Annotated in this window: 17 protein-coding genes and 1 tRNA gene; 10 read left to right on the top strand and 8 right to left on the bottom strand. The window is 54.2% G+C overall.

The window, feature by feature from the left end:
* The first annotated feature begins 47 nt into the window (after positions 1-47).
* Genes M0644_RS09780 through M0644_RS09770 form a run of 3 tightly spaced genes read left to right on the top strand, consistent with a single transcriptional unit; the run spans position 48 to position 3,168 of the window.
* Positions 48-1,334 carry a dihydrolipoamide acetyltransferase family protein gene (locus M0644_RS09780; RefSeq protein WP_286625537.1) on the top strand — a complete coding sequence of 429 codons (1,287 nt, stop codon included), beginning with the start codon at positions 48-50 and terminating at the stop codon, positions 1,332-1,334.
* Positions 1,335-1,347: 13 nt separating this feature from the next.
* Positions 1,348-1,995, top strand: a complete 648-nt coding sequence (locus M0644_RS09775) for an energy-coupling factor ABC transporter ATP-binding protein (protein ID WP_286625536.1) — start codon at positions 1,348-1,350, stop codon at positions 1,993-1,995.
* Between the two features lie 3 nt (positions 1,996-1,998).
* Positions 1,999-3,168 carry a glycoside hydrolase family 10 protein gene (locus M0644_RS09770; protein ID WP_286625535.1) on the top strand — a complete coding sequence of 390 codons (1,170 nt, stop codon included), beginning with the start codon at positions 1,999-2,001 and terminating at the stop codon, positions 3,166-3,168.
* Here the strand turns inward: M0644_RS09770 and ilvB are convergent.
* The 3 genes from ilvB to efp form a co-directional block, all read right to left on the bottom strand.
* Complete coding sequence (ilvB, locus tag M0644_RS09765) at positions 3,165-4,973, bottom strand: biosynthetic-type acetolactate synthase large subunit (protein WP_286625533.1); 1,809 nt, start codon at positions 4,971-4,973, stop codon at positions 3,165-3,167. The genes M0644_RS09770 and ilvB overlap by 4 nt on opposite strands.
* A 176-nt stretch (positions 4,974-5,149) precedes the next feature.
* On the bottom strand, positions 5,150-5,629 hold the full coding sequence (accB, locus tag M0644_RS09760) for an acetyl-CoA carboxylase biotin carboxyl carrier protein (protein WP_286627184.1): 480 nt from the start codon (positions 5,627-5,629) through the stop codon (positions 5,150-5,152).
* Positions 5,630-5,640: 11 nt separating this feature from the next.
* Entirely contained in the window at positions 5,641-6,198 is a 558-nt protein-coding gene (efp, locus tag M0644_RS09755) for an elongation factor P (RefSeq protein ID WP_149820380.1), read from the bottom strand.
* Positions 6,199-6,377: 179 nt separating this feature from the next.
* On the opposite strand from efp, the gene M0644_RS09750 reads away from it, so the two are divergent.
* Genes M0644_RS09750 through M0644_RS09740 form a run of 3 tightly spaced genes read left to right on the top strand, consistent with a single transcriptional unit; the run spans position 6,378 to position 8,421 of the window.
* Positions 6,378-6,620: a NifU family protein gene (locus M0644_RS09750; protein ID WP_286625532.1), complete on the top strand. Its 243-nt coding sequence runs from the start codon at positions 6,378-6,380 to the stop codon at positions 6,618-6,620.
* Between the two features lie 28 nt (positions 6,621-6,648).
* Complete coding sequence (locus tag M0644_RS09745; RefSeq protein ID WP_286625530.1) at positions 6,649-7,131, top strand: CRR6 family NdhI maturation factor; 483 nt, start codon at positions 6,649-6,651, stop codon at positions 7,129-7,131.
* A 15-nt stretch (positions 7,132-7,146) separates the two neighbouring features.
* Positions 7,147-8,421, top strand: a complete 1,275-nt coding sequence (locus tag M0644_RS09740) for an FGGY-family carbohydrate kinase (protein ID WP_286625529.1) — start codon at positions 7,147-7,149, stop codon at positions 8,419-8,421.
* Here M0644_RS09740 and M0644_RS09735 read toward each other — a convergent pair.
* The 5 genes from M0644_RS09735 to M0644_RS09715 form a co-directional block, all read right to left on the bottom strand.
* Positions 8,414-9,802: a GTP-binding protein gene (locus tag M0644_RS09735; protein WP_286625527.1), complete on the bottom strand. Its 1,389-nt coding sequence runs from the start codon at positions 9,800-9,802 to the stop codon at positions 8,414-8,416. The genes M0644_RS09740 and M0644_RS09735 overlap by 8 nt on opposite strands.
* 51 nt (positions 9,803-9,853) lie before the next feature.
* A tRNA-Arg gene (locus M0644_RS09730) sits at positions 9,854-9,927 on the bottom strand.
* A 38-nt stretch (positions 9,928-9,965) separates the two neighbouring features.
* On the bottom strand, positions 9,966-10,550 hold the full coding sequence (locus M0644_RS09725) for a peroxiredoxin family protein (RefSeq protein WP_149820370.1): 585 nt from the start codon (positions 10,548-10,550) through the stop codon (positions 9,966-9,968).
* 29 nt (positions 10,551-10,579) lie between these two features.
* On the bottom strand, positions 10,580-11,764 hold the full coding sequence (locus M0644_RS09720) for an NAD(P)H-quinone oxidoreductase subunit H (protein ID WP_149820368.1): 1,185 nt from the start codon (positions 11,762-11,764) through the stop codon (positions 10,580-10,582).
* An 88-nt stretch (positions 11,765-11,852) separates the two neighbouring features.
* Positions 11,853-13,142, bottom strand: a complete 1,290-nt coding sequence (locus M0644_RS09715; RefSeq protein WP_190278059.1) for a glucose-1-phosphate adenylyltransferase — start codon at positions 13,140-13,142, stop codon at positions 11,853-11,855.
* A gap of 143 nt (positions 13,143-13,285) precedes the next feature.
* Between M0644_RS09715 and M0644_RS09710 the strand changes: the two genes are divergently transcribed.
* The 4 genes from M0644_RS09710 (at position 13,286) to petJ (ending at position 15,000) form a co-directional block, all read left to right on the top strand.
* On the top strand, positions 13,286-13,492 hold the full coding sequence (locus M0644_RS09710; protein WP_149820366.1) for a translation initiation factor IF-2: 207 nt from the start codon (positions 13,286-13,288) through the stop codon (positions 13,490-13,492).
* 21 nt (positions 13,493-13,513) lie between these two features.
* The gene (gene psbV, locus M0644_RS09705) at positions 13,514-14,005 is read left to right on the top strand and encodes a photosystem II cytochrome c-550 (RefSeq protein ID WP_149820364.1); all 492 of its coding nucleotides are present in this window, start codon (positions 13,514-13,516) and stop codon (positions 14,003-14,005) included.
* Between the two features lie 29 nt (positions 14,006-14,034).
* Positions 14,035-14,562: a photosystem II cytochrome PsbV2 gene (gene psbV2, locus M0644_RS09700; protein WP_286625525.1), complete on the top strand. Its 528-nt coding sequence runs from the start codon at positions 14,035-14,037 to the stop codon at positions 14,560-14,562.
* Positions 14,563-14,661: 99 nt separating this feature from the next.
* Positions 14,662-15,000, top strand: coding sequence for a cytochrome c6 PetJ (gene petJ, locus M0644_RS09695; protein WP_286625524.1), 339 nt, complete (start codon positions 14,662-14,664; stop codon positions 14,998-15,000).
* The last annotated feature ends 19 nt before the right edge of the window (positions 15,001-15,019 follow it).

Below are 15,019 nucleotides of genomic sequence, written 5' to 3'. Positions count from 1 at the left end.
AGTGAATCTGACTCCCTCTCGATTGCCAACCAAGGATAGCAGCCTCTATGATTCGTGAACTGTTCATGCCCGCCCTCAGCTCCACCATGACCGAAGGGAAAATTGTCTCTTGGGTGAAATCTCCCGGGGATAAGGTGGCCAAGGGGGAAACCGTGCTGATTGTGGAATCCGACAAGGCCGATATGGATGTGGAGTCCTTCTACGACGGCTATTTGGCGGTGATTACCGTGCCTGCTGGCGAAGTGGCACCCGTCGGTTCCACCATTGGCCTCGTGGCAGAAACAGAAGCAGAAATTGCGGAAGCAGAGGCAAAGGCGAAGTCCCTTGGGGCGGCGACCAGTTCTACGACGAGTTCTGCGGCAACGGCTTCGACTCCCGCTGTGGCCGCTACGAATGGCTCAAGAACAACACCCGTAGCCGTGGCTGCTCCCACCAGTGCTGTCGCTGCAACTACTGGGCGAGTGGTTGCTTCCCCCCGTGCCCGCAAATTGGCCAAGGAACACAAAATTGATTTGCAGACGCTCAAGGGAACGGGTCCCAATGGTCGGATTACCGCCGCTGATGTGGAAGCCTTGATTGGTGCGCCTGCAACTCCCGTTACACCAGTAGCGACACCCCCTGTCCCCACAGCCCCCCCTGCGACTGCCCCGGTCGTCGTCAAAGAGGATCTGGTGCCCCTGACAACGCTACAAAATGCCGTGGTGCGGAATATGGTGGCCAGCCTTGGCATTCCCGATTTCCACGTGGCCTACACGATTACAACGGATGCGTTGGATCGGCTGTACCAGCAAATCAAGTCAAAAGGGGTGACAATGACGGCGCTCCTTGCCAAGGCGATCGCCCTGACGCTGCAAAAACACCCGATCATGAATGCCTATTACACGGAGCAAGGGATTCAATACCGTCGCGACATTAACATTGCTGTGGCTGTAGCGATGCCGGGGGGTGGCCTGATTACACCGGTGCTGAAGAACGCCGACCAAGTTGACATCTACAGCCTCTCGCGCACTTGGAAAGAATTGGTGGAGCGGGCGCGCGCCAAGCAACTGCAACCTGAGGAGTACAGCACGGGTACCTTTAGTCTCTCCAATTTAGGAATGTTCGGGGTTGACTTCTTCGACGCCATTCTCACCCCCGGTCAAGGAGCCATTATGGCGGTGGGGGCGTCGCGTCCGACGGTGGTTGCCACCGAGGATGGCCTGCTGGGGGTGAAACGGCAGATGAAGGTGAATATCACCTGTGATCACCGTGTGATCTATGGTGCCGATGCTGCCGCTTTCCTTCAGGATTTGGCGAAACTGATTGAAACCAATCCCCAAGCCTTGACGCTCTAAGACGCTCTAAACTGTGACTGCCCTGCTGGAAATCAGGGATCTCCATTTTGGCTATGGGGCAACCCCCTCACTACTCCAAGGGATTGATCTCACGGTGCAGGGGAGCGATCGCCTAGGCATCATGGGGGACAATGGTTCTGGCAAAACCACACTTCTGCTGCTCTGTGCTGCTGTTCTCAAGCCACAGCGGGGAACGATCACCTGCTTGGGACAGTCGGTGGTGGCTGGACAGTTTCAACCGGCGGTGGGGGTCGTGCTGCAACATCCAGCGGATCAGTTAATTGGGGCTACCGTGGCCGAGGATGTCGCCTTTGGCCCAGAAAACTTGGGCTGTCCGACCGCAGAAGTGCAGCAGCGAGTTGACCAAGCCTTGGCCAAGACAGGAACCAGTCACTTGGCCGATCGCATGCCCCATCAACTGTCGGGAGGCGAACAACGCATGGTGGCGATCGCGGGCATTTTAGCCATGCAGCCCCAGTTGATTCTCTATGATGAACCCACGGCCTTTTTGGATCAGCGAAGTTGTGGCACGTTGATCGAGTTTTTGCAGGCGGATACCACCCCCGGTCTCATCGTCAGTCATGACCCTGCATTTTTACGCAGAGTCTGTACTCAGATTTTTCTCCTAGAGTCAGGACATCTCCGTCCACTGGCGCTGTAACCTATGCTGCATCGTCGCGTTTGGCTGTTGTTCGTGCTCTTCTGTTGGAGTTTGTGTTGGACGATTTGGCCAGTACAGGCACAAAACTCAACGCTGATTCGCGGCGTCTGGCTGACAACCAATGATTTACCGATCCTGCGCGATCGCCCTCGGTTGGAGGCAACCCTCAATGATTTACAGCGGTTGAACTTCAACACTCTCTATCCCGTTGTTTGGAACTCTGGCTATGTCAGTTTCCCCAGTGCCACGGCCAGGAATCTGGGCATCCAACCCTTTGTCCTGCGGGGAATCCAAGACTACGACATTCTCGGAGAACTCACCCAGCAGGCGCACTGCCGTAATCTCCTAGTCATTCCTTGGTTTGAATTTGGCTTCATGGTGCCAGAAACCTCAGAACTCGCCCTTGGCCATCCAGACTGGCTCACCCAAGGGGTCAATGGTCAAACCACTCGCTTAACGGCGGCTGGTGAAGTAGCTTGGATGAATCCCTTTCATCCTGAGGTGCAGGCTTTCTTGACCAACATTGTCCTAGAGGTGCTGCGGCAGTATCCCGTGGATGGGGTGCAGTTTGATGACCACCTCAGCCTGCCCGTGGAGTTTGGCTACGATGACTACACCCGTGCCCTCTATCAGCAGGAAACCCAAAAGCCCGTTCCCGACAATCCCCGTGATCCAGACTGGATGCGCTGGCGTGCCGACAAACTCACCGCCTTTGTGCAAACGTTGCGGCAGCGGGTCAAGCAAGAATTTCCCAATGCCATTTTTTCCGTCTCACCGACCACATTGCCCACCGCCTACCAGACATTTCTCCAAGATTGGCCGCAGTGGGTCGCCCTCGGCCTCCTCGATGAAGTGATTGTGCAAGTCTATCGCTACAATCTCCCCAGCTTTGTGCAGCAGTTAACTCAGCCAGAGATGCTCCACGCCCAAGCGAAAATTCCCACTGCCGTTGGTGTCCTCACGGGGCTACGCACCAACCCTGTGCCCATTGAACTGGTGGATGCCAAGGTAGAAGCCGCGCTGCGATCAGGGTTAGGGGTGTCCTTTTTCTCCTTTGAAACGTTATGGGGGCGTGGTCCCGAACCGCGCGATCGCCGCCAAAATACGATCCTCTTTCATTTTCGCCAGCCCCTGCCAAGGCGGTTGTTTGCTCAAGCCTGTCCAACTCCCTAGAGCTTACTGCCGCACTCTGGACAAAAGCGATGGGTCGAAATTGTCTTTGCCCCACAGTTGGCGCAGTAGATTAATTCGGCAGCCTTTTCCAGCACCTTGCGTTCCGGCAGCCCTAGCATTTGGGAGTTGGCTTTGCCGGGAGCCACCATCGGATAGCAATTTTCCTCACGAGTGACATGGGCATCTAGGAGCACGGGGCCATCGTAAGCTAAGACCTCTTGGACAATGGCATCCAAATCGTGGCGATCGCTCACCCGCAACCCCTTAACCCCGTAGGCCTCCGCCAATTTCACAAAATCGGGCATCCCCTTGGCCATATTGGAATGGGAATAACGCTCCTCGTAAAAGGCTTGCTGCCACTGGCGCACCATTCCCTGCCAAAAATTGTTAATAATCACCGTCTTGACAGCAATACCGTACTGCGCCAATGTGGCCAACTCTTGGGAATTCATTTGAAAACTGGCATCGCCACTAATACAGATCACCTGTTGATCGGGTAGTGCCACCTTCACCCCCATTGCTGCGGGCATGCCAAAGCCCATCGTGCCCAAGCCAGCACTGGAGATCCAACGCCGCGGGCCATTTTTCAGGAATTGCGCTGCCCACATCTGGTGCTGACCCACATCAGTCGTGTAGTAGGCATCAGGCGCATGGCGGCCAAAGGCAACAATCACCTCTTGGGGCGAGAGTTCACCACTGGGTTGCGGCACGACAAGGGGATAGTCCTCTTTCCAGACCTTGATGCGCTCGAGCCACGCCTGGGTGGCGGGTTCAACGGCTTCACCACTGTCTTCAATGTGCTTGAGAAGTTGCTGGAGCACGGGTTTAACGCTGCCAACAATCGGCACATCCGGCACGCGGTTTTTGCCCACCTCAGCAGGATCAATGTCAATGTGAATCACTTTAGCGCGGGAGGCAAATTCATCCAGCTTACCGGTCACGCGATCGTCAAACCGCGCCCCCACGGCAATCAATAGATCACACTCACTGACGGCAAAGTTGGCATAGGCAGTGCCATGCATCCCCAACATACCCACGGAGAGGGGATGGGACTCAGGAAACGCCCCCTTACCCATGAGCGTTGTTGTCACCGGAATCTGGAATAGCTCGGCTAACCTGAGCACCTCCTCGTGAGCACCCGCTGTAATTGCGCCGCCTCCCACATAGAGCAAGGGTCGCTTGGCCTCACGAATCAGTTGAACCGCTTGGGCAATTTGACGGGCATTGCCGCGAATCGTGGGACGATAGCCCCTTAGCTTGACTTGCCCCGGCTCGATCGGTTCATACTCACAGACTTCTAGGCCGACATCCTTGGGAATATCCACAAGCACAGGCCCTGGCCGACCGGTGGTGGCAATGTAAATGGCTTCAGCAACAATCCGTGCCATGTCCTTGGCTTCGCGCACGACGTAGGAGTGCTTGACAATCGGCAGCGTAATGCCAAAGATATCCGTTTCCTGAAAGGCATCGGTGCCAATGGCGGAGCGAGGCACCTGACCGGTGATCACCAGCAGGGGAATGGAATCCATGTGGGCTGTGGCAATGCCTGTCACTAAGTTCGTCGCCCCTGGCCCTGAAGTACCAAAACACACCCCCACTTGACCTGTGGCACGAGCGTAGCCGTCAGCGGCATGGGCTGCCCCCTGTTCGTGGCGTACCAGAATGTGCTGAATGATTCCCTTTGACTCAGCACGGTACAGTTCATCATAAATCGGTAAAATTGCGCCACCAGGATAGCCAAAAATATGCTTAACGCCGTGACGGCATAGGGTATCAATAAGAATGTATGCTCCAGTTGCTTGCACAGGCCAACCTCGTCAGGCAGTGGTGGTAGATGTTTCTAAATTCTAATTTTTCAATTAGGGTCTCGGCAAGAGCGCAAAGGCTTGAAAGCATTGAATTCTTGGCCTTAAACCCCTCAATGCTTAACATATCTTTGCAATTAGTACCTGCCTCTCCTTGCTGAAAGAAGGCTGTTGATTTAGTTAGGTAAAATGCGCATTAAGGTTTGGCCATACTCAATTGGTTCAGCATTTTGCACCAAAATTTCCACCACCTGGCCATTAACTTCGGCTTCAATTTCATTCATCAGCTTCATGGCTTCAATGATGCAAACCACTTGGCCTTTTTTCACTGTGTCCCCCACTTCGACAAAGGGGGGTTCATCGGGAGCGGGGGCACGATAAAAGGTTCCTACCATTGGCGCCACAATATCCACGGTTTTACGGTTGGCGGGAGGTGGCGTTGGTTCTGGATCGGGGGTAACGGCTGGAGGGGGCACAGGGGTGGGCGTGACGGTTGATGCAGGAGCTGGAGCCACAACCACAGGGGCGCTGCCACTGAGCTGCTCACGCTTGCGGAGTTGAAGTTCCAGTTCGCCACTCTTAAGGTTGAGTTCGGTGACGCTGGTTTGGTCGAACATTAGTAGCAGTTCGCGTACTTGGTTGAGGTCAAGCTCCACACCCATTACTCCTATTCGCGGCCAAGATATGTATCTGAGCGAGTATCAATGCGAATCCGCTCGCCTACGGAGATAAATAACGGTACCATGACTTGGGCACCGGTTTCGACAATGGCGGGTTTCGATCCACCAGTGGCAGTATCCCCTTTAACCCCCGGATCGGTTTGCACCACTTCTAAAACAACGGAGTTGGGTAGCTCCACCTCAAGGACTTGCTCACCCCATTTGACAATATTGACTTCCATTCCTTCTTTGAGATACTTGGCGCGATCGCCCATTTGTGCGGGCGTGAGGCGAGCCTCTTCATAGCTTTCCATGTCCATAAAGACATAGTCTTCGCCATCTTTGTAGGTATGCTGCATGGTGCGTTTTTCAAGGGTGGCTTGGGGAACGGTCTCGCCGGCGCGGAAGGTGCGCTCGATCACGTTGCCCGTTTGCACATTCTTTAGCTTTGTTCGCACAAAAGCTGAGCCTTTACCGGGTTTGACGTGCAAAAATTCGACGACTCGCCAGACGGCACCATCCAGCTCAATACTTACACCGGGGCGAAAATCATTACTGGAAATCATGTCCTACCGTGCAGTTCACCAAGCTATTATTGTATCCTTGAGCGTTGCCCTTCCTAAACATTGTTCAGCAGATTTCCCTAGAGCCAGATCCATTGCCATCCCTTGCAATTCCCAAAGGGCGATCGCCCCTGCAAATGCTAGACTAAGGAAATGTGAACAATACGCCAAGGACAGTAACCATGGCTGCAACCCTTGAACTAAGTCAAGAAAACGTCGAAAAAGTCCTTGATGAACTCCGCCCCTATTTGATGGCTGATGGCGGTAATGTCGAACTTGTGGAAATTGAAGGACCTGTGGTACGACTGCGCTTACAGGGTGCCTGTGGCTCTTGTCCTAGTTCGACGATGACGCTGCGCATGGGGATTGAGCGCAAGTTGAAGGAAGCCATTCCAGAGATTGCTGAAGTCCAGCAGGTTCCCTAGGTTGCTGGCTGCTAGGGAGAGATAGAGCGTGGCGATCGCGATCCAGTTAACGCCAGATCAAATTGATCGTCTTGATGTATCTCCCCTGCAACAAGTCCTTGCTCCCCTGATTGCAGAGCAGCGACTTTTGGATCATCACCAAGCACTGCGTTTTGTCATTGACTACCCGCGGCCAGCTGATGAGCCTGATCTAGAGCTTTCGGAATTGCCAGCTGTGCGCCTTTGGTTCATTCGTGCTGATGTCTGCTACCCATGGTTGCCCTATTTACTGGATTGGTCAGCGGGTGAACTGGTGCGGTATGGGGCAATGCTGGTGCCCCACGAATTTCATCCGCAGCAGGGTATTATCTTCAACCCCCAAGCCCTTGATATTTTTGTGATGGCCAAGGTCTTTACCCTTTGGCAATGGCTTCAGGGACAGGGCTATCCTGCTGCTGAAAAAATTAAAGGCATGGCAGCGATGTTTGGCTATGAGCTAGATACGGCTCTTTTTGACCTCCTTGAGTTTTGAAGGCTCCCTAGCGCTATGGCGGTCATCGCACTGGGGATTGATTTTGGTACCTCGGGGGCGCGGGCGATCGCCATCGATCCTGAAGGCAAGATTCTCGCCACTGCCCGTCGTCCGTTGCACCAGCCCGATCGCCCCCAAGAATGGGCGGCAACCCTGCGGGCGTTGATTTTAGATATTCCAAGCGCTATCCGTCAGCAAATTCAGCGGATTGCCATTGATGCCACCTCTAGCACCGTTTTCCTCTGTGATGCTCAGGGGCAGCCCTGCTCACCCGTTCTCCTCTACAACGACGATCGCGCCCAGAATCACGTTCAAACCCTGCGGCAGATTTTAACCACGGATCACCTTGTCCTGAGTGCCACCAGTAGTCTCGTTAAGCTGTTGTGGCTCCAGACCCACTACCCCACGGTCAACGCTGTTTTGGTACACCAAGCGGATTGGCTGGCCTTTTTGCTCCATGGTCAACTGGGCATTTCCGACTGGCACAATGCCCTGAAGTTGGGCTATGACCCGGCACAGGAAGCTTACCCCGACTGGTTCAGCCACCCCACGCTTGCGTCCTTGCAGCCCCTGCTCCCTAAGGTCATTCCCCCCGGTACAGTTCTGGGAAAGGTCACAGCCACCGATTTAGGCTTGTCTCCAAAGTGTGAGGTGTGTGCCGGTACCACCGATAGCATTGCCGCCTTCTTGGCTAGTGGTGCCTCGGAGGTGGGTGAAGCGGTAACATCCTTGGGGTCAACTCTTGTACTGAAGCTTTTGAGTACCTCTAGGGTAGAGGATGTGACAGCAGGCATCTATAGTCATCGCTTGGGCGATCGCAGCTCGCGCGCCGTAGGCGATCGCTGGCTGGTGGGGGGTGCCTCCAACTGTGGCGCCGCAATTTTAGCCCAGTTTTTTACCCCAGAGGAACTAGAGCGCCTCAGCGCCCAAATCGATGTCAATCAACCCACGGGGTTGGACTACTATCCTCTGCTCAAGCGGGGTGAGCGCTTTCCCATCAACGATCCGCATCTTGAACCGCGCCTAGAACCCCGACCCGACGACCCTCGCCTCTTTTTGCAGGGACTTCTCGAAAGTCTCAGCCGCATTGAAGCCCAAGGCTATCAACAATTACAACGTCTGGGTGCCTCGCCCTTGAAACGGGTCTGGACGGCGGGGGGCGGTGCCCGTAATCCCGCATGGTTAGCCCTCCGCCAGCAATACCTAGGGGTTCCCGTGACCGTTTCACCTCAAACAGAGGCCGCCTATGGCGCCGCCCGTCTGGCTCAAGCAGGCCTGAATTTTAACTAGGGTAGAGTTGGGCTTGAATTTCTGACTTCAGCCGATTGAGAATATGGCGCTGATCCAGTTGACTGAGGATTTGTTGCACTACGGTTTTCGGCCCAGCAGTTCCCCAGCCTGCGCCGTTGGCAAAGTAGGTTTTGGCTACTTGTCCCATCGTATAGGAGGCAAAGCCAGCAATCCCCGCTTGGGTCATGGCGACTGAGAGGTAAGGGCCAAGGGCAATGCCGCCACTCATGGGCGTAGCTAATCCCAACAGTCCCTTGAGGGAACTGAGTCCCAAATTGACGGCAAATTCCCCTAAGCTAATGCTGCCCATGGCAAGGGCAATGGTTTGCAGCAGTTCCTTGGCGCCTGCTTCTGTGAGTTCAATGCTGTAGAGGCGCGAGAGCAGTTGAATTGTGGTCAAGTCAATGACGGCACTGCTGACCATATCGAGCACGGTGACGGGGTTGAGGGCGATCGCCAGCGCCTTGGCGACAGCTCCTTTCCAAATCAGTTGGTTGGCCTCCTGATCCCGCAGTTCCAGCTTATAGCGGGCTAATTCTTCACTGACTTTATTGGCAAAAAGCATTGAGTTCAGGGCAATCAGGGCCTTCCCTTCGCGATTGAGCACCTCCAAGATCTTTTGCTTCAGGGGTTCCACTTGGGGGGCACCGACGGTCATTTTCACCTGTACTCGGCCTTGGCGATCGCGATTCACTTGGGGGACAAGGGGCGCTGCTGCTACCATGACAATCTCTTCGGGGGAGAGGAGTTCTTTGACGCGCTCATCGCGGATTTTGTTATAGATGGCCTCGCGATCCGCCTCTGGATACTGATCCACTTTGTTAAAGACCAGAATCATTGGCTTGCCCGCCTGCCGCAACTCACTGAGGGCTTGGTATTCCAGACGGGTCAAGTCGCCAGCAATGACAAAGAGAATCAAATCCGCTTGAGCCGCTACCTCTCGTGCTAGTTGCTCCCGTGCGGCGCCATTGACTTCGTCTAACCCCGGTGTATCAATGAGGCGGATGGGATTACCCCGCTGGGCTTCCGAAATTTGCCACAGGGCACTGGCTTCTTCTTGAGTGACGCCATGAATCGGCCCAGTCGCAAAGTAGGGTTCCCCTAGCAGCGCATTTAGTAGGGAGGACTTTCCCCGCCCCACCATACCAAAGACGGCAATTTGCACGACACCATAGTGGAGCTTGGCGAGCATTGCTTCGAGGTCAGCGATCGCGCGGGCGAGGGAGGCTTTTTCGCTGCCAGTGGCTTTGCACTCGAACAGTAATTTTTCAAGGGCACTCTTGGCCGCTTCGTAGCTACGGGCGCTTTGGTAGTCCTCAAGGTCATCAATCGTGCCTTGAAGTTCCTTTAGGAGGGAATTCGCTGGCGATCGCTCTATCACAGATGCAACACTGACGTTACAAAGATTTGCTTTTTATTCTAAGGGCAAGAACGGGACTGGTGCGATTTGAACGCACGGCCTAGCGCTTAGGAGGCGCTCGCTCTATCCGACTGAGCTACAGCCCCAAAGAGATACCTTCTATCCTAGCGAGTTTTGATCGCCCCTAAGCTGCTGTTGCCACTGTTGCCCTCAGGGCGTCAATTTCCTGAAACAAGCGCTCTAGGGGAGCATTGGGTTCTAAAAACGAGAAGAGATGCTTGTAGCGCAGCTTGCCTTCCTGATCAATGAGAAACTGCGCCGGTAGCGGTGCCCCCAAGGCTTGACCCGTGCGGTATTTGCGAAAGACTTGGCAACTGGGGTCATAGAGCAGGGGCATCTTTAGAGCCATATCCGCCTTGACCTTTTCACTTTGCTGGGCATCGGTACTAGTGACCACAAGAACGGCCACTCCCTTGCCTTGAAATGCTTCATAGTTTGCATTCAAGGCCTTGAGATAGGGGTAGCACAGCGGACAGTACTGATGCTCCGTAAAGATACGGGTAAACACCAGTAGGAGCGGCTGCTCTTTCCACACCGTTGAAAGGCGCACGGGCACGGTTAGTCCTACGCCGGGTAGTTCCACATCAGGCACTAGTTCACCCCGCTGCAGTTGATTTTGGGGCGGTAGTGGCCACGCATTCTGCCAAAACCGCTCATTAAAGAGGCCACTGAAGTTGGTGGAGGTAAAAAACGGTAATTGAACAGCCATGGCTCCCTCGCTGGTGGCTCAACACTTTCCTAGCGATCGACGGACCCCATAATCACATCGATACTGCCAAGGATAGCAACAATATCCGCCACTTTCATCCCCTTCAGCAACTGGGGCAGCACTTGCAGATTATTGAAATCCGGTGGCCGAATCTTCCAGCGCCAAGGGAAGACATTATCATCCCCAATCAGGTAAATCCCTAGCTCCCCTTTCCCCGATTCAACCCGCACATAGTGTTCGCCTTTGGGAATTTTGAAGGTGGGAGCCAGCTTCTTGCCAATGTACTGATAGTCAAAGCCATTCCATTCCGACTTGGCACCCTCCAACATCCGCTTGGCTTCGAGGTTTTCATAAGGACCACCGGGCAAACCATCCAAGGCTTGGCGAATGATCTTCACCGACTCGCGCATTTCTTGAATACGGACAATGTAGCGGGCAAGGCAATCACCTTCGGTGGCCACGGGTACATCCCAGTCAAAGTCGTCATAGCACTCGTAGTGATCCACCTTGCGCAGATCCCACTTCACCCCAGAGGCACGGAGCATCGGCCCCGATAGCCCCCAGTTGATGGCATCCTCACGGCTAATTTTGCCCACCCCCTGTAAGCGGCGCACAAAGATGGGGTTGTTGGTGATCAGGCGCTCGTACTCATCCACTTTGGGCAGGAAGTAATCGCAAAAGTCGCGGCACTTGGTTACCCAGCCATAGGTGAGGTCGGCGGCCACTCCCCCCATGCGGAAGTAGTTGTTGTTGATGAAGCGCATGCCTGTGGCGGCTTCAAAGAGATCGTAGATGTATTCCCGCTCACGGAAGATGTAGAAAAAGGGCGTCTGGGCACCGACATCCGCCAAGAAGGGGCCTAACCACAGCAGGTGATTGGCAATGCGGTTCAACTCCAACATGATCACGCGGATATAGCTGGCGCGTTTGGGCACAGGAATACCAGCCAACTTTTCGGGAGCGTTGACGGTGACCGCTTCGTTAAACATCCCGGCGGCGTAGTCCCAACGACTCACGTAGGGGATGAACATAATGTTGGTGCGGTTTTCAGCAATTTTCTCCATGCCGCGATGGAGGTAGCCAATCACCGGCTCACAGTCAATGACATCTTCGCCATCAAGGGTCACCATTAACCGCAAAACCCCGTGCATTGAGGGATGGTGCGGCCCCATGTTGATGACCATGGGTTCTGTGCGAGTCTCTATCGTGGGCATAGATGGCAGTTCCGCTAGAGGGTTGGACGCTTACTGTTGATATGCTACACAGGTTTTCCGCGCTTGCCAATTCAAATTTGCTTATGGCTTAGATAACCATACCATCGGGAATCGCGGCATTTTTGATAATCACCACCACCCCGCTGCGGATATAAAATCCTTGATCCTCACGGTTGGATTCTTCAACATGGTCTTTGTTGATGATTTTGACATCGCGGCCAATGCAGGCATTTTTATCGACAATTGCCCCGCGAATGACACTGTTGGCACCAATGCCGATGGGAATTTTATGTTGCAACAGGAGCTGGCTGCGCTGCGCCGAGTCTTGGTAGTAGTCGGCGCCCATCAGCAGGGAATGATCAATGACACAACCGGATTCTACGCGCGATCGCACCCCCAAGACGGAATGGTGGACTTGACATTCCTTGAGGATACAGCCCTCACTAATAATGGACTCGGTGATGGTGCAACTGAGAATCTTGCTGGGGGGCAAGTAGCGGGGACGGGTGTAGATAGGGGCGTTTTCGTCGTAGAAGCTAAAGGGCGGTTGGGGTTGTTGGGTAAGCGCAAGGTTGGCTTCGTAGAAGGAGCCGATTGTGCCAATATCTTCCCAGTAGCCATTAAAGACGTAGGTTTGGACAAGATGAGAACGGGCCGCGGCGGGAATGATTTCCTTGCCAAAGTCCGTGGCATCGGCCATCTGTTGCAGCAGATCAATCAGCACTTGCCGCTTAAAGACATAAATCCCCATTGAGGCAATGTAGGGTTTGCGATGGGCTTCCTCGGCACTAAGGCCATAGCGGGTTGTGTCCACGCGCATATCCCGTAGGGCATCACCGCTGGGTTTTTCGCGGAATTCAATGACTCGCCCTGTGCCATCTACCTTAATCAAGCCAAAGCCAGAGGCGGCTTTTTCATCGACGGGCAAGACGGAGAGGGTAATATCGGCGCCCGTTTCGCGATGGCGCTGCACAAACAGGCGATAGTCCATGCGGTAGAGGTGATCTCCTGAAAGAATCAGGTATTCATCCACGTCCCAATCGGCCAACAGCCACAGGTATTGACGCACCGCATCAGCAGTGCCTTGAAACCAGTTGGGATTTTCTGGGGTTTGTTGGGCTGCTAGGACTTCGACAAAGCCGCCCGTCAAGCCGGGGAAGGTATAGGTACGAGCAATATGACGGTTGAGGGAGGCCGAGTTGAATTGGGTAAGGACGTAAATGTTATTAATTTCGGAGTTGATGCAATTGCTCACAGGAATATCAATGAGGCGATATTTTCCAGCAAGGGGAACCGCAGGCTTGGCTCGACGCTTGGTCAAGGGATAGAGACGTGTGCCGGCACCGCCCCCAAGGATAATCGCCAAGACTCGTTTCATTGCAAACTCCATCTGAACGGCCACATCAACAGTGTACGCTGTGGCGGCACTTCTCTTTGCGAAGGGGACGCTTTTTGGTAAAGAAGCCGCACAATGGCATGATAATGATACTTGGTCGTTGATCCCAAGCGGAGAGTAGCAGCATGGGATTTGTGGATATGGCGATCGCTGATTTGGCAGCGGACTACGGCGTCTCGGTCGAAACCGTCTGTGGGTTGTGCGATCGCTTGGGTATTCGCTATACCAGTCCGCAAACGCGCCTGCCCCTTGAAGATGCCAAAGCAATCATTTTGGCTTTGACGGACTCTGCTACACCGACCGATCAACGGGACACGTCACCGCACTCGTAAGACCTGCTTATTGGGAGAACTATGTTAAAAAAATGCATTTGGCTTGCGGTCGCCCTTTGCCTCTGCCTCTGGCAACTGACCCTAGGTACAGCACTGGCCGCTGAACTGACCCCTGACGTCCTGACCGTTCCCCTCAACAGTGAAGGAAAAACCATTACCCTGACGGAAAAGCAATACTTTGAGGGTAAGCGTCTCTTCCAGTATGCTTGCGCCTCCTGCCATGTGGGGGGGATCACCAAAACCAACCCCAATTTGGATTTGCGCACTGAAACCCTGGCTTTGGCCACACCGCCACGGGATAACATCGAAGGCTTGGTGGACTATATGAAAAACCCCACCACCTACGATGGCGAGCAGGAAATTGCTGAGGTGCACCCCAGTTTGCGCAGTGCCGACATTTTCCCGAAAATGCGCAATCTGACGGAGAAAGATTTGGTGGCGATTGCCGGTCACATCCTCGTCGAACCCAAGATTCTTGGGGATAAATGGGGAGGCGGTAAAATTTACTACTAGTCACAACTCAAGAAGGATCTTCCCAACTCATGCACCAACCTCACTCTCGGCTTCGGCCTGTTGTCTGGCTCTGCAGTGGCCTACTGTTCTTGCTGCTGGGCTGGGCGATCGCCCCGGCAACGGCGCTGGCGGCCTCTGGGGTCGATAACTATGTGATCCAATACCTGAAGGTCACAGATACGGTGGAACTGCCCCTCAATGACCGCGGTGAGACCAAAACCTTCACAGCAGCGGATCTGACCCGTGGCAAGCGGCTCTTTGAGGAAAACTGCAAAAACTGTCATGTCGGTGGCAGCACGTTACCCAATCCTTTGGTGTCCCTCTCTCTGAAGGATCTCAAGGGGGCAACGCCGCCACGGGATACGATCGCCAGCCTCGTTGCTTTCCAGCGATCGCCGATGTCCTACGATGGCAGCGAAGAGAGTTATTCCTGCCGCCGCGTGAGTGAGGACTGGTTGACCACAGAACAGCTGGAGACCTTAGCTGCCTTTATTTTGCGAGCGGCAGCCGTGGCCCCCGGTTGGGGCGTAGAAAGCTTTCCGGACAGTGCCCCCTAGGTTGGGAACTTTGCTACACTGACCTTTGGTGAATCTTGCACCCCTTGATTTTTGGGGCTTTATCCATACCCTGACGCATTCCATGAAAGGAGAACTCCGTTGAAAAAGCTATTCATTTGTGTTTGCGCGATCGCGATCCCTCTGTTTGTCAGCCTCACCCCTGCGGCCTTTGCGGCAGATTTAGCCAATGGTGCCAAAGTCTTTAGCGGCAACTGTGCAGCCTGTCACATGGGGGGTGGCAATGTGGTGATGGCCAACAAAACCCTGAAAAAAGAAGCCCTTGAGCAATTTGGTATGTACTCCGAGGATGCCATTATCTACCAAGTGCAGCACGGCAAAAATGCCATGCCCGCTTTTGCTGGTCGTCTCACCGATGAACAAATTCAGGATGTAGCCGCCTACGTGCTCGATCAAGCTGCCAAGGGTTGGGCAGGCTAAAATTGCCACCGTCTGAAAA

The sequence above is a fragment of the Thermosynechococcus sp. B1 genome (assembly GCF_030322985.1).
Classification (GTDB): Bacteria; Cyanobacteriota; Cyanobacteriia; order Thermosynechococcales; family Thermosynechococcaceae; genus Thermosynechococcus.
This window is presented reverse-complemented; position numbering and strand designations above follow the sequence as displayed.

Coding starts and splice junctions, on each gene's coding strand:
- M0644_RS09780 (WP_286625537.1), top strand. CDS start 48: ATGATTCGTGAACTGTTCATGCCCGCCCTCAGCTCCACCATGACCGAA.
- M0644_RS09770 (WP_286625535.1), top strand. CDS start 1,999: ATGCTGCATCGTCGCGTTTGGCTGTTGTTCGTGCTCTTCTGTTGGAGT.
- efp (WP_149820380.1), bottom strand. CDS start 6,198: ATGATTTCCAGTAATGATTTTCGCCCCGGTGTAAGTATTGAGCTGGAT.
- M0644_RS09750 (WP_286625532.1), top strand. CDS start 6,378: ATGGCTGCAACCCTTGAACTAAGTCAAGAAAACGTCGAAAAAGTCCTT.
- M0644_RS09740 (WP_286625529.1), top strand. CDS start 7,147: ATGGCGGTCATCGCACTGGGGATTGATTTTGGTACCTCGGGGGCGCGG.
- M0644_RS09725 (WP_149820370.1), bottom strand. CDS start 10,550: ATGGCTGTTCAATTACCGTTTTTTACCTCCACCAACTTCAGTGGCCTC.
- M0644_RS09720 (WP_149820368.1), bottom strand. CDS start 11,764: ATGCCCACGATAGAGACTCGCACAGAACCCATGGTCATCAACATGGGG.
- M0644_RS09715 (WP_190278059.1), bottom strand. CDS start 13,142: ATGAAACGAGTCTTGGCGATTATCCTTGGGGGCGGTGCCGGCACACGT.
- M0644_RS09710 (WP_149820366.1), top strand. CDS start 13,286: ATGGGATTTGTGGATATGGCGATCGCTGATTTGGCAGCGGACTACGGC.
- psbV (WP_149820364.1), top strand. CDS start 13,514: ATGTTAAAAAAATGCATTTGGCTTGCGGTCGCCCTTTGCCTCTGCCTC.
- psbV2 (WP_286625525.1), top strand. CDS start 14,035: ATGCACCAACCTCACTCTCGGCTTCGGCCTGTTGTCTGGCTCTGCAGT.